The organism is Moheibacter sediminis (genome assembly GCF_900176425.1).
Taxonomy (GTDB): Bacteria; Bacteroidota; Bacteroidia; order Flavobacteriales; family Weeksellaceae; genus Moheibacter; species Moheibacter sediminis.
The window spans coordinates 165,484-183,365 of sequence record NZ_FWXS01000008.1; the positions used below are offsets into that span (position 1 = coordinate 165,484).

The window sequence follows — 17,882 nt, forward strand, 5'->3', positions numbered from 1 at the left end:
CCTTTCGACTTTGCTCAAGATGACCTTTAAAATTTATTTTCAAAAAGTAATTGTACCTATTTCCTGATACTTACTACTTGATATTTATACAATTGTACTTTTTACTGTAAGTTTTCGATGATCATCGCAGAAGCGCCGCCACCGCCATTACAGATTCCGGCTCCACCGATTTTACCATTATTTTGTTTCAAAACATTGATTAGCGTAACCAAAATTCTCGACCCTGAACTTCCAAGCGGGTGTCCCAAAGAAACCGCTCCACCATTTAGATTTACCTTTTCAGAATCTAATTCCAATAATTTCATATTTGCTAAACCAACTACAGAAAACGCTTCATTAAACTCCCAGAAATCAACATCAGAAGCGTTTAGGTTTGCTTTTTTCAATGCAACCGGAACTGCTTTTGAAGGTGCAGTCGTGAACCATTCCGGCTCGTGTGCAGCGTCACCGTAAGAAACGATTTTCGCCAAAGGTTTGATTCCTAATTCGTCCGCTTTTTCTCTCGACATCAAAATCAATGCAGAGGCACCATCGTTCAAAGTTGAAGCATTCGCAGCTGTTACCGTTCCTTCTTTTGTGAAGGCAGGACGCAATTCACCCAATTTTGCGAAGTTTACGTTTTTGTATTCTTCATCTTCACTGAATAAAATCGGATCACCTTTTCTTTGTGGAATTTCTACCGGAACAATTTCGTCATTAAATTTTCCTTCTTTCCAAGCATTTGCAGATTTGGTATAAGAACCAATTGCAAACTCATCCTGTTCCTCTCTGGTAAAACCGTATTTCTCAGCAGTTTTATCTGCAGCAAAACCCATTGCTTCTTTATTATAGGCATCTTGCAGACCGTCGTTGAAAATACCGTCGATCAATTGTGTGTTTCCGAATTTATTTCCGGTACGCGTATTCATACTATAGAAAGGCGTTTGAGACATACTTTCCATTCCGCCCGCTACGACTACATCAGCGTCGCCGCATTTGATTGCCTGCGCAGCGAACATCACTGCTTTCATGCCCGAAGCACATACTTTATTGACGGTCGTACAAGGAACTGTGTTTGGGATTCCTGCGCCCAAAGCTGCCTGACGAGCAGGAGCTTGACCTTCGCCTGCCTGTAATACGTTCCCCATGTAAACTTCCTGCACCAAAGATGGGTCTAAATTGATTTTGTCCATTGCGCCTTTGATGGCAGTTGCGCCGAGCTTCACGGCTGGTATAGATGATAATCCGCCTAAAAATGAACCCATCGGAGTCCTCACGGCAGATACGATTACTACTTCTTTCATGTCAATTTTTTTATTTGTTTGTTTTGTAACATGGAATCTTGCGATTTCATATTTGTTTGTTTTGCTTTTTTTCTAAAAATCAGGAGTGCAATTTATGAAATTTTAATCAAAATTTTTATGAATTTTATGGGATTAAGTTGATTAACTAAATTTCACGTCAACACAAAATCAATCATCATTTTTCCTCAAATAATTCAATGCTTTGCTGCAAGGTTTTTTCGGTCTGCATGATGTCCATAATGATCATTTTCAAAGTTTGTTTTGTATTTTTGTCCGTATCATGAATGTTCGAATACAGAAAACTCATCAAAAATTTACTTTTATCATCCAGTATTTCTTTCAGTTCTTCGATATTAGTAAGTGAAGTGATTTTTTGATAATCAATTAAATCAATTTTGTTGTTAGAGACGGATTTCCATGCACTCATTTTGATTTGAGGTATATAAATTCCCTTAGATATCATCACTACATCCATTACCGTTACCTCTTTGTGGTTAGTATAAAATTCCAATGAATCAATCAAAGATTCCTGTTGCGGAATGATTGCTTTTATGTCTTCTTTAGAATCCTTTAATTCACTATCTATTGTCGAAAATACCTGATAGATGTACGTTTTATCTTTTCGTTCAGAATTCCAGTTATCGATGAAAAGTGCAATCAGAATGCCGGCAATTACCGGAATGATTTCCTTAATAAAATGAATCGTATAATTTTTAATTTTTTTCTTCATCGATTTGTTTCAAAGATTGGGATTTTGACACTAAGGCAAAGATATCCGAAATAACTCAAAAGTTGTGTTAACAATTGCCTCCATTAAATGTGATAACATAAAGTTCTGAAAACTTAAACTGCGTCAGGGATGTGCAGGGCGGCGAGGAACGAGCCGGTCTGTAATGAAATGGAAGACCGAAGCGAAGCGTAGCCCGAAGCAGCCCGCCCGGACGCCCCGATGATTTTAGAGTATAGAATAGAAGTTAATAAATTGAAATCCCTATTTTTGCGGCTCACTTTAAATTTTACAGAAAAATGAATTTTGACAGAGAAAGACTGCTATCGGCAGCACAAGAGTATGGAACGCCTTTGTATGTGTATGATACCGAAATCATGAAATCGCAGTACGAACGAATGACCAATGCTTTCTACTCTGTCAAGAAGCTGAAGTTGAACTATGCTTGTAAGGCGAATACCAATCTGAATATTTTAAAGTATTTCAAAAGTCTCGGGTCTGGTCTGGACACGGTTTCCATTCAGGAAGCAATGATCGGAATCAAAGCCGGTTTTGAACCGAATGAAATAATTTATACACCCAACGGAGTTTCTTTCGAGGAAATCGAAATGGCCGTGAAATTGGGTTTGAAGATCAACATCGATAATATTTCCGTTTTAGAACATTTTGGTCATGAATATCCGGACTATCCGGTTTGTGTACGCATCAATCCGCACATTATGGCAGGTGGAAATGCTAAAATTTCGGTAGGTCACATTGATTCAAAATTCGGGATTTCCATCCACCAAATGCCTTTGGTAAAAAGAATGGTTGAAAATACCAATATGAAAATCAACGGTATCCATATGCATACGGGTTCTGATATTTTGGACATAGATGTTTTCCTGCAGGGTGCTGAAATTTTGTTTGAAGTTGCTAAGGATTTTAATGCATTGGAATATCTTGATTTCGGAAGTGGGTTCAAAGTTCCTTATTATCCAAATGGAGATGAAACGGATATTGAATATTTGGGAGAAAGGTTAGGGGAGCGTTTCAATCAATTTCAAAAAGCTTATAAGAAAGAATTAACGCTGATGTTTGAGCCTGGGAAATATCTAGTAAGTCAGGCAGGATTCTTTTTGGCTTCGGTAAATGTAATCAAACAAACAACTTCAACGGTTTTTGCAGGAGTTGATAGCGGTTTCAACCATTTACAGCGTCCTATGTTTTATGGTGCACACCATGAAATTGTTAATATTTCTAATCCTAGCGGAAGAAACAGGTATTATACAGTTGTAGGCTACATTTGTGAAACGGACACCTTTGGAAACAACCGAAAAATAAATGAAATCAAGGAAAATGATGTGCTTTGCTTCATGAATGCCGGCGCATATTGTTTTTCGATGGCTTCAAATTATAATTCCCGTTTTCGTCCGGCAGAAGTGTTATGGATTGATAATGAGATGCATTTGATCAGAAGGAGAGAAAATATAGAAGATTTATTGGCCTCGACAGTAGAAATTTCTTTCTAGACTTGTTGTGAATTAATAAAAAGGTTTATATTTGCACCCACAAAATAAGGAAACGATTTTTCGTTTCCATTTTGGAGAAATGGCAGAGTGGTCGATTGCGGCAGTCTTGAAAACTGTTGAGGGTAACACCTCCGGGGGTTCGAATCCCTCTTTCTCCGCGAAATTCCGAAACCCTTTACAGTAAAGGGTTTCAGGAGTTCGAAAAATAAAAAGGTTAACAAAATCGTTAACCAATGATTTAAAAACACTCCCCCAAAGCGTTTCTAAAAATTACAGAAATGCACCAAAAATTCACAATCCCAAAGGTTTCCAAAAAAGATACTAACAAATGGTTCGTTTATTTCCGATTTAATGGGAAACAAAAACGTATCAAGGCTGAAATTAATCGTTATAAAACCTATAATGAAAGATTAACAGAAGCAAATTCGGTAAATAATAAATTAACGATTGTGTTTGGGTTAGATGATGTCCTACCAGTGATACAGAATTTTAGACATCAGAAAATCTACCGTAATATAATACCAATAGCTTGACGATGTCTGAATATCTATTCAAACAGCATGGTAAATGTCAGCTTTCCACTCACTTAAGTGATTCCGGTTTTATCTGCGGTAACCAGTATCGTATTGGTCGGTTAAGAACATTTGATCAGCTTGGGTACTTTTGGTAATGCTAGGCAGTTAAGTTCTCTAACAGAACCGACACCACAACAAAATCCAGCGCATTTTTTGACAATTTCTAATTGACACGGAGAAATTACAAATAAAAATTTGCGTAGCCAAATAACTACATTTATATTTGTAGTCAAATAACTACATAATGAATTTAAGACGAGACGTATTTCAAGCCATTGCTGACCCGACAAGAAGAGCAATTTTACTTTTACTGACAACTCAATCAATGACAGCCGGTGCAATTGCTTCAAACTTTGACACTGCAAGACCAACAGTTTCTAAGCACTTGCAAATTTTGACCGAATGCGAACTTCTAAAACAGGAACAACAAGGCAGAGAAATTTATTACCATTTCAATCCAAATAAAATGAAAGAAATAGCCGACTTCATCGAACCCTTCCGACAAATGTGGGACACTAAATTTAATAAACTGGAAGAAGTAATGAAAAAATATAAAACCAAATAAAAAATGGAAAAAAAAACAAAAATCAATGCCGAAGACGACAGACAGGAATTAGTAATAACAAGAGAATTTGATTTATCAGTAGAATTGCTCTTTAAAGCATATTCAGAATCCGAACTTATTGAACAATGGATGGGGACAAAAGTGATAAAACTTGAAAATAAAAATCACGGAAGTTATCAGTTTGAAACTTCATACAACGGCAATATTGTTTTCAAAGCTAATGGGACAATTCACGAAGTTGTTCCAAATCAGAAGATCACACGAACATTTGAAATGGGAAATGCTCCTATTGGTGTTCAGCTTGAATTTTTGGAATTTGAAAAGCTTACTGACGACACCAGTAAACTGACAATTCAAATAATTTATAAGTCAGAACAGCACCGAGCAGAACAACTAAAACTACCTTTTGCTACTGGGTTAAATATGGCACACGACAGATTACAAGAAATATTAATCAATTTAAAATAATGCAAATGAGAAAAAAAAATAAAATTATTTATTGGGTTGTTACCATATTTCTTTCAATCGGAATGTTAGCAGGAGGAGTACAACAAATACTTCAAATTGGAGGATACAACGAAATAGTAACAAAACTTGGCTATCCGTTGTATTTATTATCCATAATCGGTACTTGGAAAATCTTAGGAGTTGTTATTATTCTCATCCCAAAATTCCCACTTTATAAGGAATGGGCTTATGCCGGATTTTTCTTTGTAATGTCGGGAGCTACCATTTCACATTTGATAGTCGGACAAGCATTTTCAGAAGCATTACCGTCATTGATATTACTGACAGTAACTGTTTTGTCTTGGTATTTCAGACCTGCTGACAGAAAAATCAATTTTAATAAATCTGTTTAAGATCTTAAAAACAATGGAAAAAATAATTATTGAAGAAGGTGTGGCTCACATTGTACCCGATGATATAAAGGCGGTTCTACTTTCTAAACCTGAATTGTTGGAAAAATGGAATAATTTAACGCCACTTGCACGTAATGAATGGATTTGCTGGACCACAATTGTAAAACAGGAAGAAACAAGAAAGGAACATATTCAACGACTAAGCAAAGATATATTAGACGGAAAAAAGCGTCCGTGCTGTTGGCCTGGTTGTCCTCATAGGAGAGAGTCAGCTAAAAAGTGGTTCAAAAATTTGGATACTTAAAGGTAAAAGGAATGACAATTTAATGAGAAAGCCCAGCCCATAACAGGGGTTTTGTGAAATTGGGGCAGTATTGCTAAATTTCAGCTTTGGGAATTCTAATCGACATTTGGGGTTTATTGACAGTTTCATAAAAAACGAATAAATAAAAGAAAACACAGATGATAAAACAAAAGATATTATCGGCTTATGAAGAAATGGCTGAAAAATATAATGCACTGATTGAACATAAGCCTCATAATGCATATTACGACAGGCCAAACACATTAGAGCTAATTACTAATGTAAAAGGAGCCTCTATACTTGATGCAGCCTGCGGACCGGGAAAGTATGCTGAATTATTACTGGCACAGGGAGCCAATGTAACAGGTTTTGATATGAGTCCGAAAATGATACAATTGGCTCGGCAGAGGAATAATGAGCGAGGAACTTTTTTTGTACATGACTTATCCAATCCTTTTGATATGCTCAACAATGAATCGTTTGATACCGTCCTATGCGCATTAGCTCTTCATTATGTAGAAGATTGGACTTTAACGATCAAAGAATTCTATAGGGTATTAAAGCCGAACGGAACACTGGTTATATCAATTGAGCATCCCTTTTTTGAATTCAATTACTTTAAATCCACTAAATATTTTGAAGTGGAAGCTGTAAAATGTACCTGGTCGGGATTTGGAAAACCAATAGAGGTTAATAGTTTCAGAAGGCCGCTAAGTGGATGCCTGCTACCATTGGCCGAGAACGGATTTTACATCGACAAATTGGTGGAACCAAAGCCCACAAAAGAATTTGAGCATCTGGACCCCAAGCACTTTAAAGAATTAAATGATTTTCCTGCTTTTATGTGTATCCGAGCAGTTCGAAGAAGTTGATAAATTAGGAAAATATTATAGTACCTCTTTTTATACTGCTGAAGCAGATAGTATTGGCTACATTACTGACAATTCAATATTGTTGATAATGTTTCACATGTGTTCATGCTGTAATTTAAAAAGAAAACCAGCGCAACTAAAAGGTTGTTTAGTTGCTTTTCCATTCTTCAGATTCTAGTGGAAACGGATTTTTCTTTATCAGGTGTTTCAGATGTGTTGATAGGAGATTTGAAACCCGGAGATCATGAAAACACAATGATCAAAAATAAGAAAGGATGCCCTTTGTTTGAAGCAAACGAAGGGCATCCGCTTTCCAATCTAGAATGAAAAAGCTATTGCTTTTCCATATATTAAGTATTACAACGAATACGTACCTGAAAAAATAGAAACTTTAGGGCATGTTTCACAAAAGTATCACCTACAATTTGAATTATACTAAAATATCATTTATGAATTAGGAAATCTTATGCCGGGTGAAGACCATTTGTTCACTATATTTTACCATTCAGGCTTAAATTCTACCATTCATAAGAAATTGATTTTGGATGGAGAGATCCGTCTTTACATTTGGAACAAAATCAAATCAATTATATGAAATTCACTTATTTAATTTTTAACATCTTTTTTTTGTCATTGGGAAATGCGCAGGAAAAAAAATCGGAATGGGAGCTCGTTAAAAGCGAAAATAATATTGATATAAGTTATCGTTGGTTGCAAGTTTCAGAGCAACAAAAAATACGTGAAATGAAAGTGGAGTTCACTGTAGAAAGTGATGCTTCTATGGTGATAGAACAATTTACCAGTAGCACAAACCTTAAAAAATGGCAGACTTCTTCCGATGAATGCAAAATAAGTGACGTCTCAGGAAACGAGTGGTTAACTTATCTGAGTTTTAATCTGCCTTGGCCCCTTAAATCTAAAGATTTAGTAACTCAAAATGAACTGATCAAAACAAAAAACTATAGCCTGATAAAAATGAAAAGCACACCCAATGCTAAACCACTGCGCAAAGATAAAAACAGGATAAATTCTCTGGAATCCGAATGGAAGTTCATTCCATTAAAAAATGGAAATACAAAAGTAATTTATACAACACTGACTTATGATAAGCCTGAGTTTCCTCGATCTGTTACGGACCCGATTATCCAGAAAAAACTTATTCAATCGATTGGTTTGTTGAAAAAAAGTGTTTCGTGATGAATCTGCCAAGTGTAATCAATCGTTTTAAACGACAAATCATTTCCTTTGAAGGAGAACCGGCTTATATCGCCAAAGGATTTGCACTGGGTTCATTCATTGGAATGCTTCCCATCCCGGGATTTCATATTCTGTCATCACTGACTTTGGGGGCTTTGCTGAAATTAAATAAAAAATCTGTTTTTTTAGGTGTTATTAAAACTAATCTTTTCACTGCGGGATTTATATTTTCGTTCAATTACTGGATTGGAAAAAGTTTCTTAGGAACTCAGCCGAAATTTGTAATTCCAAATGAAATTTCTTTCGATTTTTTACGAATTGTATTTGCTTCCGGTATCGAAGCATTTCAATCTCTACTTGTGGGTGGGATTATCATGGGAATTATTTCTGCAGTAGTTAATTATTACATAGTTTTTTATTGGATTAAAAATTACAGAAGCTATGCAGTCAGCTAAAAATTACACCGTGATAACCGGAGCAAGTCAGGGTCTGGGAAAAGCTTTTGCTGAAATCTGTGGTAAACATGGAAGAAATCTGGTTTTGATTTCGCTTCCCAATGAAAATTTGACTATTCTGAAACAGAATTTAATTCAGAAATATGACATTGAAGTTTTGACATTTGAACTGGATCTGACCGATTCAAGTCAATTATATGATTTATGTAAAGAATTAAAAAATTATCAGATTGACATATTGGTCAATAATGCTGGAATGGGTGGTACAAAAGCCTTTTTGGATGCAACTTCTGAATACATTGACAACATTGTTTTGCTCAATATGCGTTCGTTGGTGATTTTGACACATCAGCTTTTACCTCAATTGAAACAACAAAATCAAGCTTTTATTTTAAACATATCAAGCCTTGCGGCATTTGTGCCGATGCCTTTCAAGACCATTTATCCAGCAAGTAAAGCATTTGTTTATTCATTTTCCAGAGGTTTACAAACGGAGCTTAAAAAAACCCACGTTCATGTTGCTGTCGCACATCCCGGTGGTATGCCTACCAATCCCGATGTAGCTAAAAGAATCGGCTCTCACAAAGGATTGGTTCGTCTTTCCATACTTTCTCCGGAAAAAACTGCTGAAATTTGTATGGAGAAATTGATGAAAAAAGAAGCGATCATCATTCCGGGAAAAATCAATCAGCTGAGTTCCGTTTTACAGAGAATTATTCCCATAAATTTTCAGTTGAACCTTATCAGTGCTAAAATTAAGAAAGAATTAGAAATCATAAAATGAAGAAAAAAGTTTTATTGACGGGAGCCACAGGTTTTCTTGGGTATAACATAGCAAGAGTTCTTGCTGAGAAAGGTTATGAAATTACCGTTTCGGTTCGTTCAAAAAATAATATTTTATTTCTGGAGGAACTGGGCTGCATTGTAAAATACGGAAGCCTGAATGATGAAGAATTCATAGACTCAATTGTTCAGGATCAGGATTATGTGATTCACTGTGCCTCTTTGACGGAACAGTCTAATCCCGATTTTGAAGTTTACAGAGCCGCAAATATCTTAAGTACAGAGTTACTGGTAAAAGCATCTAAGAAATTTGAAATCAAAAGATTTATTTTGGTAAGTACCGCCAATTGTTTCACAAATGGAACTATTGAAGCTCCGGGAAATGAAAATTCAGGATTTATGGATTTTCTGAAAAATTCGAATTATGCCTACAGTAAATATCTTGCTCAGCAATTAGTTCTGAAAGAAACTAAGAGCAATGATTTTCCCGGGATTATAGTTGCGCCGACATTTATGATCGGAGGCTACGATAGGAAACCATCAAGTGGAAAGCTTTTACTGTATGTCCATAAAAACAGATTTGTATTTTATCCGTCTAAAGGCGGGAAAAGTTTTGTGGATGTGAATGCGGCAGCTGAAGCCGTTGTAAGTTCATTGTTAATTGGAAAAACCGGGGAATGTTATTTACTTGCGGGTATCAACAAAACATACAGAGAATATTTTACAGAAATTAATAAAAATTCAAATTCCAAAAGGAAAAAAATATTTGTTCCTATTCCTTTCTTTATTGCGAAAGGTTTGATAGGAATTTTAAACTTATTTCCCTCCGGAAAAAATAAAATGCTTTCTGCGAATCTGAAATTATTTTTCACAGAAAATTATTTTACCAATCAAAAAGCAATGCAGGAACTTGGAATGACAGAAACCGATTTGGGAAAAAGTATCTCGAGTTCGATTGAATGGTTCCGAGAAAGTAATTATCTTAGACAATAATTGACTGATGAACAAAAAACTGCGGACTTTTTTCATACGGCTTTTAGTCATTTACCTTTGGCATCTCATGATCAAATGGGGAGATGAGACTTTCCATGATTTTTTTGACTTCACTACAAGAGGAATTCTGCTTTCATTTTTTGTAATTGCACTTTGGATGTCTGCTGTTTATCTTTTGGATTTCATCAAGAAATTAAAATGGTTTCCTCATAAAAAATTAATTCCTTATATACTTTTCCATATCGGTTATGGATATTTTTTTGCATTGGTGACGAATGTGGTTTACAGATACGTTGATACAACTTATTATAAAAGTGACTGGGGAGATATTGGTTATTTTAATCCAACTTTGACGTTGGCGCTGACGCTGATCTTTATAACCAATGTAGGACTATACGAATATTTCAAATCGGATATTGCTGCGAAGGAAAATGAAATTGTTGCCGAAAAACTGAAAAGAGAAAACGCAATTGCTCATTACAAATTGCTCAAAGCACAGATCGAACCTCATTTTTTGTTCAATAGTTTAAGTGTTTTGTCGTCATTGGTCCATAAAGATCCTTATCTGGCAGAAGAATTCATTTTGAAACTGTCAAAATTGATGCGTTTTGCCGTAGAACAGAACGATAAGATTTACGTTACATTGGAAGATGAAATGAATTTTGCTATGAATTATTTCTTTCTCATCAAAACACGGTTTGGGAGTGCGATAAAAATTGTGAATGAAATTTCAGTTGATTCTGAAAAATATATTTTACCACCTTATTCTTTACAATTACTGATTGAAAATACAATTCAGCATACGAGATTCAGCATAGAAAATCCATTGATAATTCATTTGTTTAATGATGTTCAATTTATGTATATATCAAATAATTTTAGTCCAAAAGAAAAACCGGAATCTTCAACGGGAATAGGATTGGATAATTTATCGAAAAGGATCAGTCATTTAGGAGGGGAAGAAATTCATTTTGAGATAAATGACGGGCAATTTAAAGTGAAAATTCCGTTAATCTTAAATAATTCCTCTAAATGAATATACTGATTTGTGAAGATGAAAAACATACAGCCGAACGACTGGTGAAATTGCTCAATGAATACGATCCTTTGGTAAAGATCATAACCGTTCTGCATTCGGTTGAAAAAGCTTTGGAGTGGTTTTCTGAAAATGAACAGCCGGATTTGATTTTCCAAGACATCGAACTTAGTGACGGAAATTGTTTCAGGATATTTGAAGAGGTCGAAATCGCTTCACCTATCATTTTCACCACGGCTTACAGCGATTATGCGCTGGAATCTTTTTCACAAAACAGCATTGATTATATTGTAAAACCTTATGATTTTGCAGACATCAAAAAAGCAATGGATAAGTTCCACAATTTCAGAAATGTTTTTCAGTTGCCTGATAAAAATTTACTCGGGAAAATTCTGAAAGCTCCTGAAAAAAAATCAAGATTTTTAGTGAAGCTTGGAGATTTTTATAAAACGATTCAAACGGGGGAAATTGCTTACATCAGTTCAGAAGGTGGTTTATCAGTCGCGCATCTTTTTAGCGGAGAAAAACATTTGTTAGATGCTTCTTTAAATGAGCTTGAATCTGAACTTGATGAAAAGTTATTTTTCAGGATAAACCGTGGGATGATTATCCATTTTCAATCCATACGATCAATCCAACAATGGTTTTCAGGAAGGTTAAAATTGGAACTGATTTCAAACAAGGAAAATTTTCAGGAGATAATTGTCAGCCGTAGCCGGGCATCTGAATTTAAAGGATGGCTGGGAAGGTGATTTTTAAGAATTTTAATGTAAGAAATAAGTTAGTAAAAAGATACGACAACCTTTTAATAAATTATGTTAATCATGGTTTAATGCCGGAGAATTTTTTCAATATGGATATGATTGTAATCCAAAAAGAATTTTATGAAATTGCAGGATATTGGGATTTTAATCAATGGGTAAAATATGTTATGAGAAAGAAATTTCTTTAATCATAGAAAACAATACATACTAAATTCAATACATTTACGAAACCAAGAATAATTCATGAAACCCATTGGTTAAGTTTTTATCTAAAATAGTTAAAATGATTCGTAATTTTTTATTCACTATTATACTGATTTCTCTATTTTTAGTAATACCCTTTTCGGTTTGTGCGCAAAAGAAATCTGACCAATCAGTTGAAATTGCCATAACCAATGTGAATATCATCCCAATGACTATTAATAATCATGTAATATACAATGCTACTGTTTTAATTAAGGACAATTACATACAATCAATTAACAATGAAATTCCTGACGGAGTAAAAATCATCAACGCAAAGGGGAAATGGTTAATTCCAGGGTTGATTGACATGCATGTACACTTACCATCAGATGTTAACACTAAACCTAAATTTCCGACTGAAGCGCCAGACATTGTCTTTGAAGTACAAGATATCATGACATTATTTGTGACAAATGGAGTAACAACAATATTCAACTTAAATGCCAATTTGGAGTCATTTTCTCAAAGAAAAGAGATTCAAAAAGGTTGTGTATTGGGACCACGTATCGCAGTTGCAGCACTTATTGATGGAGGAGAGGGAAATGGCAGGAGAGCAAATACGCCAGAGCAGGGGAGGCAGACTGTACGCATTGCAAAAGCAGAGGGGTTTGAATTTATAAAGCTATACTCCAAATTAAACATTGAAACTTATAAAGCCATCATAGATGAAGCAAATAAACAAGGATTAAAAACTGTAGGGCATATCCCTAATGTTTTCCAAAATGATTTGAAGGGGGCTTTCGTGCCTCATTTTGATATGGTTGCCCATGCAGAGGAATTTTCCAAAAGTGCAAAAGATTTTAATTATGCAGAAGCATTAAGTTTCGCAAAAATAGCCAAGGAAAACGGAACCTGGGTCACACCTACTTTAACCGCAATGGAATGGATTGCAGACCAGACCAATTCACTTGAAAGATTAGAATCTCTTACAACGCTTGCGTATGTGCATCCACTTCTACAGAGTAAATGGCTTACTTCCAATAGTTACAATAAAAATTCAACGCCTGAAACAATAGCATATTTTAAAAAATTGGTAGAATTTCAGAAATTATTGGTAAAAGCATTCAAAGAATCAGGTGTACCCGTCACTGCTGGAACTGATGCCGGTGTATCGGGAGTCGTTTCTGGATTTTCATTACATGATGAATTAGTACTTTTGGTTGAAGCAGGCATGACACCAGAGGAAGCACTCGTTTCTGCTACACGCCTGCCGGCAATTTGGCTGGGACTGGACAGTAAAATTGGAACCGTGGAAGTAGGAAAGCTGGCAGACTTAATCTTGCTTGATGAAAATCCATTGGACAAAATAAAAAATATAAGTAAAATTTCAGGCGTAATTGTCAATGGCCAATTGATAGAAAAAGATAAAATAAATGAAATGCTCTCGGAACTTGCCACAAAGAATAATACCTTAAAACCGGATTTCGATTGGAAAAAAATGATGAGTAATTGAAATACTTCAAGAAGATTATAATATTAATAAATACTCTGATTTACAATTGTCAAGTTTGATTAAACTCTGAAAATTTATTTATGACTGAATCCAATCTTTTCTTAAAGGAAGAAATTTCTATTTCCTGAAACAATAGAAGTGGAGCGATCTTACAGCTAAAAATAAACTCATAAAAAAACTAAAACAAATAAGACAGGCAATGCCTGTCTTATTTGTTTGGATTACGTGATTTATTTTCTAGAGATTAATTAATCCACCTGTACTGCGGACTCCGCAAGATGGAACATACCAAACAATTGTTAGAATGTAATCTTGGTTAATACCACTTGGTGAACAGCTTGTACCTGCAAATGAAGATTTATTGATCACTCCGGAGTTTGGACTCATCGTTTTGTATTCATAATAAACAAGATTGCTGCAAAGATCCGAGATAGAAATTTCAATATAACCACCTGATCCGATGAATCCCGAAGGACTACTGCTGTAGGTCAGTTGATCCGTTGTATTATTGGCAGAATAAAACATGTCAAAACAGAATAAAAATGATTCTCCAGAGTTTAAAGTTTCAGTTGTCTTTTCATTAGATAAACCTATTCCCAACAAGAATAGAACTAAGAATGTTGAAAGTGCTTTTTTCATAATTACAATTTTTTAAGTTTTAATTTCTATAAAAATAAGTATAAAAAATAAATGTAAAAATACCAAGATGTTGGTATTTAGATGATTGCGTTGTTGTTTGATTTTTTTAAATAAGTCCAAACATCTGAATTGTAAATATGATTAAGTCCCAATTCATGCTGGGTTATCATTTATTTATACTTCTTGATTAAAAATTTAAATGATAATATTTTTAAAGTTCTAACTTTACCACATACAGATTTGTATGAGGTGATTATGATGATGAAACCTAAACTTTGGATATTCTTTTGCGCATTTTTGATAGCATCTTCTTCATTTGCTCAAATAAATGATTTTAATAATCAAAAGACGCTCGATGAAAAATTAAAAGAGAATAATGATTTGTTGATGACAGCACCTGATCAAGCTTTTATTCGGATTGATGAATTGATTGAGCAGGCATTAAAAGAAGACAACAAAGAAGCTGAACTGACTTTGCTTTCTAAAAAAGCCTGGTACTACGTCAGGAAAACAGATTTAAAAAAAGCTATCAAAGCTGCAAAAGAACTCGACGAGAAAGCTATCGAATATGACAATTATTATTGGCAATCTGCGGCGCATTCACATTTATTGGAAATTTATTCTTTTAGTGGTTTGCCCAACCAAGCCATTGAAGAATTCCACAAAAGCAATCAATTGCTTGAAAAATCTGATCAAACGGATGATAAAATGAATTATCCCAAAGCGATCAATCATATAAAAATTGCAAACGTATATGAAGGTCAGGGTGATTTTGGAACCGCAAAAAAGATGCTTATAAAAGTCGATGAGTATATCAGCAAGGTAAAAGACAATGAGCAAAGAAAAAAAATCAGGTATTATAATTTTACCAATCTGGGAGCGGTTAATCTTGAATTAAACATGCTTGATTCTGCTGCGTATTTCATCGAGAAATCATTGCTTTTAAGTGATGGCAAAAATGATGAAGTAAGCCTGAATCAATTTCGAAACTTATTGATTTTAGGTCAAATTTACAATCGGAAAAAAGATTACCTGACGGCATTGAAATCTCTTAAACAAGCAGAAAAATTAGAACCTCGATTAGCTGCAAATCTGCATGAAAAAAATCTGCTTTATGAGGAATTGGTTGAGTCTTACGAAGCCTTGGACAGTGCACAGCAGGCAAATTTATATTTACACAAAGCCAAAGACATTACCATCGAATTGGAAAGAAATAAAAGTAGTTCGCTCAACAAAATTATAGATGATAACCTGTTGAAAGAGAAAAGTTATACCATTCATATTGCGTTAGGTGCAGGAGTTTTGCTGCTCGTGATGTCATTTTTCCTGATTAATTCCATTAGAAAAAATAAGCTTTTAGCAACACAAGAAAAAGCGGAAGAATTGTACCTTGATCAAAACAAACCTTCGATTTTGGAAGAGCAGCAGGTTTACACACAATTGATTGAAATGGCTAAAAATGATGACAAATCTTTCATCATTGCGTTTCATGATAAGTTTCCTGATTTTTATAAAAAATTAATTCAAATTAATTCAAAATTAGTTGAGTCTGAAATTGAATTTTGTGCCTTGCTCAAACTTAAACTTTCCACAAAAGAAATTGCACAAATTCAAAATATAGAACCTAAAACTGTCAAGAATAAAAAGAACCGCATCAGAAAAAGATTAAACATCTCGGCTGAGCAAGAACTTTATTATTTTTTCAATCAAATTTAAATCAAGTTTTCAACTTCTATTTTACAAAAATCTATAAATCAATTCTTTAATTCAACGATGCTCTATGTTAGGCACATGTTAGGTCTGTGTTAAAATGCCTCATTGGGTACATATAGGGTCTGGTAAAACGCCGTTAAATCTATCAAGACGATTAGTTTTGTCTTATAAAATTAAACAACACAATGAGAAAACATTTATTTTATCTATTACTGCTTGGAGTAGTCTTTACAAATGCGCAAGTCTTACCACAAGTTGAGTGGGCTAAAAATCTTGGAAGTACGGGTGGCGATGAAGGTTGGGGTATTGCCAATACACTTGACGGAGGGTATATTGCGATAGGAAATACTTATATGGTTGACGGTGATGTAACAGCTAACTATGGGAATTATGACTATTGGGTTGCTAAATTAGACAGTTCAGGAAATATAGAATGGACTAAGAATTATGGTGGGACAAATTCAGATCAGGCAAGAAAAGTAGTTCCTACACCAGACGGAGGTTATATATTGGCTGGAATGACAGATTCTAACAATATTGACGTTTCCGGAACACACGGAGAATATTGGTATGAAGGAGAGTGGTACGGTGACTATCAAGATGATTATTGGATTGTCAAAATTGATAGTGCAGGAAATATTGAATGGCAGAAAACTTTGGGTGGAAATCACAGAGAATTACTGAACGATATTAAGGTCACTGCAAATGGTGGCTACATCATTTCGGGAACCAGCAATTCCAATAGCGGAGATGTAACAGACAGCCATCAGTCAGATGGAGGTTATGACATGGATGCTTGGGTAGTAAATTTAGATAGTCAAGGAAATATTGTTTGGCAAAAAGCTTTTGGAGGATACGATGGTTCATCGCGATTTGAAAGTATCGAGCAAACTTCAGATGGAGGTTACATAGCTGGAGGTTCAACTTCTGCTATCGGAGGAGATGCTCCACCATTGAAAGGAATTGCTGATTTATGGGTGGTAAAGATGGGCCAGACCGGTAATATCGAATGGTCTAAAACTTTCGGTGGAAGTCGTGGTCAAGTTGCACATTCTGTAAAACAATTACCAAATAATGGTTACATCGTTTCTGGAGTTTCATCATCCGCAGATGGCGACGTCTCTAACGGAGTAGATAACCTCAATACCAGATGGGTTATTAAATTAGATGATGATGGGGCTATAGAATGGGAAAGAAGTTATCATGGTATGTGGGGGGCTGTGACACTTGAAATAACTTCTGACGGGAATTTTGTATTAGGTGATATGATTCAACAAGATGCCAATTTAATGAAAATTGATGTTGCTTCAGGTGAAATTATCTGGTCAAAAAGTTTTGGAGGAAGCGGCCGAGATATGATATATGGAATGGTCTTAACACCTGATGGTGGTTTTGTTACAGTGGGCGGATCTAATTCCAATGATGGTGATATACCAGGTAATCATGGAGATTATGATATTTTAGTGGCTAAACTAAGCCCTGACTGTTTGGTTCCGGAATTAACAATTGACACGACACATACCATTTGTGTGGGAGAAGAATTGACTTTGACTGCCGATGCAGAAGCAGAATTGATCAGCTGGTATGATGCAGCAGAAGCCGAAACGCCAATTTTTACAGGAACTGAATTTGAATTGCCGGAATTGACAGAAACCACTTCTTATTGGGTTGAGGCTGCAAACGGAGTTTGTAAAACGGGAAGAACAGAAATTATAATCACTGTAAATCCATTACCTGTATTAGAGGCCGAAACGACTTATGCTATCTGTTCCGGAAACGAAGCTAGTTTGTACGCAAGCTCACCGAGCAACGTGATTTTCTGGTATGCAAATGAAGACGATACCGAATATTTATACCACGGAAATCTTTTTGTAACCGAAGTTTTAACAGAAAATACAACTTATTG

19 protein-coding genes and 1 tRNA gene are annotated in these 17,882 nt (G+C 35.1%); 17 read left to right on the plus strand and 3 right to left on the minus strand.

Annotated features, from left to right (window positions below):
• Nucleotides 1-101 precede the first annotated feature (101 nt).
• Nucleotides 102-1,283: a thiolase family protein gene (locus B8977_RS12235; RefSeq protein ID WP_084018009.1), complete on the minus strand. Its 1,182-nt coding sequence runs from the start codon at nt 1,281-1,283 to the stop codon at nt 102-104.
• Between the two features lie 175 nt (nt 1,284-1,458).
• Nucleotides 1,459-2,013: a hypothetical protein gene (locus tag B8977_RS12240; RefSeq protein WP_084018010.1), complete on the minus strand. Its 555-nt coding sequence runs from the start codon at nt 2,011-2,013 to the stop codon at nt 1,459-1,461.
• Between the two features lie 296 nt (nt 2,014-2,309).
• Between B8977_RS12240 and lysA the strand changes: the two genes are divergently transcribed.
• From lysA to B8977_RS12320, 15 genes are all read left to right on the plus strand, one after another.
• Nucleotides 2,310-3,521 (plus strand): diaminopimelate decarboxylase, encoded by a 1,212-nt coding sequence (lysA, locus tag B8977_RS12245; RefSeq protein ID WP_084018011.1) that lies wholly within the window; start codon nt 2,310-2,312, stop codon nt 3,519-3,521.
• 73 nt (nt 3,522-3,594) lie between these two features.
• A tRNA-Ser gene (locus tag B8977_RS12250) sits at nt 3,595-3,679 on the plus strand.
• A gap of 661 nt (nt 3,680-4,340) precedes the next feature.
• A complete protein-coding gene (locus B8977_RS12260) occupies nt 4,341-4,661 on the plus strand; it encodes an ArsR/SmtB family transcription factor (RefSeq protein ID WP_084018013.1) in 321 nt (106 codons plus the stop codon).
• Nucleotides 4,662-4,664: 3 nt separating this feature from the next.
• Nucleotides 4,665-5,129 carry an SRPBCC family protein gene (locus B8977_RS12265; RefSeq protein ID WP_084018014.1) on the plus strand — a complete coding sequence of 155 codons (465 nt, stop codon included), beginning with the start codon at nt 4,665-4,667 and terminating at the stop codon, nt 5,127-5,129.
• A gap of 5 nt (nt 5,130-5,134) precedes the next feature.
• Nucleotides 5,135-5,521, plus strand: coding sequence for a DoxX family protein (locus B8977_RS12270; RefSeq protein ID WP_084018036.1), 387 nt, complete (start codon nt 5,135-5,137; stop codon nt 5,519-5,521).
• A 13-nt stretch (nt 5,522-5,534) separates the two neighbouring features.
• A complete protein-coding gene (locus B8977_RS12275; protein WP_084018015.1) occupies nt 5,535-5,825 on the plus strand; it encodes a YdeI/OmpD-associated family protein in 291 nt (96 codons plus the stop codon).
• Nucleotides 5,826-5,983: 158 nt separating this feature from the next.
• Complete coding sequence (locus B8977_RS12280; protein WP_084018016.1) at nt 5,984-6,697, plus strand: class I SAM-dependent methyltransferase; 714 nt, start codon at nt 5,984-5,986, stop codon at nt 6,695-6,697.
• 144 nt (nt 6,698-6,841) lie between these two features.
• Nucleotides 6,842-7,024, plus strand: a complete 183-nt coding sequence (locus B8977_RS15035) for a hypothetical protein (RefSeq protein ID WP_143736498.1) — start codon at nt 6,842-6,844, stop codon at nt 7,022-7,024.
• Nucleotides 7,025-7,288: 264 nt separating this feature from the next.
• Nucleotides 7,289-7,894 carry an START domain-containing protein gene (locus B8977_RS12285; protein ID WP_084018017.1) on the plus strand — a complete coding sequence of 202 codons (606 nt, stop codon included), beginning with the start codon at nt 7,289-7,291 and terminating at the stop codon, nt 7,892-7,894.
• A complete protein-coding gene (locus B8977_RS12290) occupies nt 7,894-8,349 on the plus strand; it encodes a DUF2062 domain-containing protein (RefSeq protein WP_084018018.1) in 456 nt (151 codons plus the stop codon). Before B8977_RS12285 ends, B8977_RS12290 begins: the two co-directional genes overlap by 1 nt.
• Complete coding sequence (locus B8977_RS12295; RefSeq protein WP_084018019.1) at nt 8,336-9,133, plus strand: SDR family NAD(P)-dependent oxidoreductase; 798 nt, start codon at nt 8,336-8,338, stop codon at nt 9,131-9,133. The genes B8977_RS12290 and B8977_RS12295 overlap by 14 nt, the downstream gene beginning before the upstream one ends.
• Nucleotides 9,130-10,125, plus strand: a complete 996-nt coding sequence (locus B8977_RS12300; RefSeq protein ID WP_084018020.1) for an NAD-dependent epimerase/dehydratase family protein — start codon at nt 9,130-9,132, stop codon at nt 10,123-10,125. The genes B8977_RS12295 and B8977_RS12300 overlap by 4 nt, the downstream gene beginning before the upstream one ends.
• Nucleotides 10,126-10,132: 7 nt before the next feature.
• Nucleotides 10,133-11,161: a sensor histidine kinase gene (locus B8977_RS12305; RefSeq protein WP_084018021.1), complete on the plus strand. Its 1,029-nt coding sequence runs from the start codon at nt 10,133-10,135 to the stop codon at nt 11,159-11,161.
• On the plus strand, nt 11,158-11,913 hold the full coding sequence (locus B8977_RS12310; RefSeq protein WP_084018022.1) for a LytR/AlgR family response regulator transcription factor: 756 nt from the start codon (nt 11,158-11,160) through the stop codon (nt 11,911-11,913). The genes B8977_RS12305 and B8977_RS12310 overlap by 4 nt, the downstream gene beginning before the upstream one ends.
• Before the next feature lie 295 nt (nt 11,914-12,208).
• Nucleotides 12,209-13,624, plus strand: coding sequence for an amidohydrolase family protein (locus B8977_RS12320; protein ID WP_084018024.1), 1,416 nt, complete (start codon nt 12,209-12,211; stop codon nt 13,622-13,624).
• Between the two features lie 237 nt (nt 13,625-13,861).
• Here B8977_RS12320 and B8977_RS12325 read toward each other — a convergent pair whose 3' ends face one another.
• On the minus strand, nt 13,862-14,263 hold the full coding sequence (locus tag B8977_RS12325; protein WP_084018025.1) for a hypothetical protein: 402 nt from the start codon (nt 14,261-14,263) through the stop codon (nt 13,862-13,864).
• Nucleotides 14,264-14,446: 183 nt separating this feature from the next.
• Between B8977_RS12325 and B8977_RS12330 the strand changes: the two genes are divergently transcribed.
• Nucleotides 14,447-15,979 carry a tetratricopeptide repeat protein gene (locus B8977_RS12330; protein ID WP_143736500.1) on the plus strand — a complete coding sequence of 511 codons (1,533 nt, stop codon included), beginning with the start codon at nt 14,447-14,449 and terminating at the stop codon, nt 15,977-15,979.
• Nucleotides 15,980-16,161: 182 nt separating this feature from the next.
• Nucleotides 16,162-17,882: immunoglobulin domain-containing protein (locus tag B8977_RS12335; protein ID WP_084018027.1), on the plus strand; the 1,721-nt coding region annotated here is incomplete at its 3' end.

Coding starts and splice junctions, on each gene's coding strand:
- B8977_RS12270 (WP_084018036.1), top strand. CDS start 5,135: ATGAGAAAAAAAAATAAAATTATTTATTGGGTTGTTACCATATTTCTT.
- B8977_RS12295 (WP_084018019.1), top strand. CDS start 8,336: ATGCAGTCAGCTAAAAATTACACCGTGATAACCGGAGCAAGTCAGGGT.
- B8977_RS12305 (WP_084018021.1), top strand. CDS start 10,133: ATGAACAAAAAACTGCGGACTTTTTTCATACGGCTTTTAGTCATTTAC.
- B8977_RS12310 (WP_084018022.1), top strand. CDS start 11,158: ATGAATATACTGATTTGTGAAGATGAAAAACATACAGCCGAACGACTG.
- B8977_RS12320 (WP_084018024.1), top strand. CDS start 12,209: ATGATTCGTAATTTTTTATTCACTATTATACTGATTTCTCTATTTTTA.
- B8977_RS12290 (WP_084018018.1), top strand. CDS start 7,894: ATGAATCTGCCAAGTGTAATCAATCGTTTTAAACGACAAATCATTTCC.
- B8977_RS12235 (WP_084018009.1), bottom strand. CDS start 1,283: ATGAAAGAAGTAGTAATCGTATCTGCCGTGAGGACTCCGATGGGTTCA.
- B8977_RS12275 (WP_084018015.1), top strand. CDS start 5,535: ATGGAAAAAATAATTATTGAAGAAGGTGTGGCTCACATTGTACCCGAT.
- B8977_RS12325 (WP_084018025.1), bottom strand. CDS start 14,263: ATGAAAAAAGCACTTTCAACATTCTTAGTTCTATTCTTGTTGGGAATA.
- B8977_RS12260 (WP_084018013.1), top strand. CDS start 4,341: ATGAATTTAAGACGAGACGTATTTCAAGCCATTGCTGACCCGACAAGA.
- B8977_RS12285 (WP_084018017.1), top strand. CDS start 7,289: ATGAAATTCACTTATTTAATTTTTAACATCTTTTTTTTGTCATTGGGA.
- lysA (WP_084018011.1), top strand. CDS start 2,310: ATGAATTTTGACAGAGAAAGACTGCTATCGGCAGCACAAGAGTATGGA.
- B8977_RS12300 (WP_084018020.1), top strand. CDS start 9,130: ATGAAGAAAAAAGTTTTATTGACGGGAGCCACAGGTTTTCTTGGGTAT.
- B8977_RS12280 (WP_084018016.1), top strand. CDS start 5,984: ATGATAAAACAAAAGATATTATCGGCTTATGAAGAAATGGCTGAAAAA.
- B8977_RS12265 (WP_084018014.1), top strand. CDS start 4,665: ATGGAAAAAAAAACAAAAATCAATGCCGAAGACGACAGACAGGAATTA.
- B8977_RS12240 (WP_084018010.1), bottom strand. CDS start 2,013: ATGAAGAAAAAAATTAAAAATTATACGATTCATTTTATTAAGGAAATC.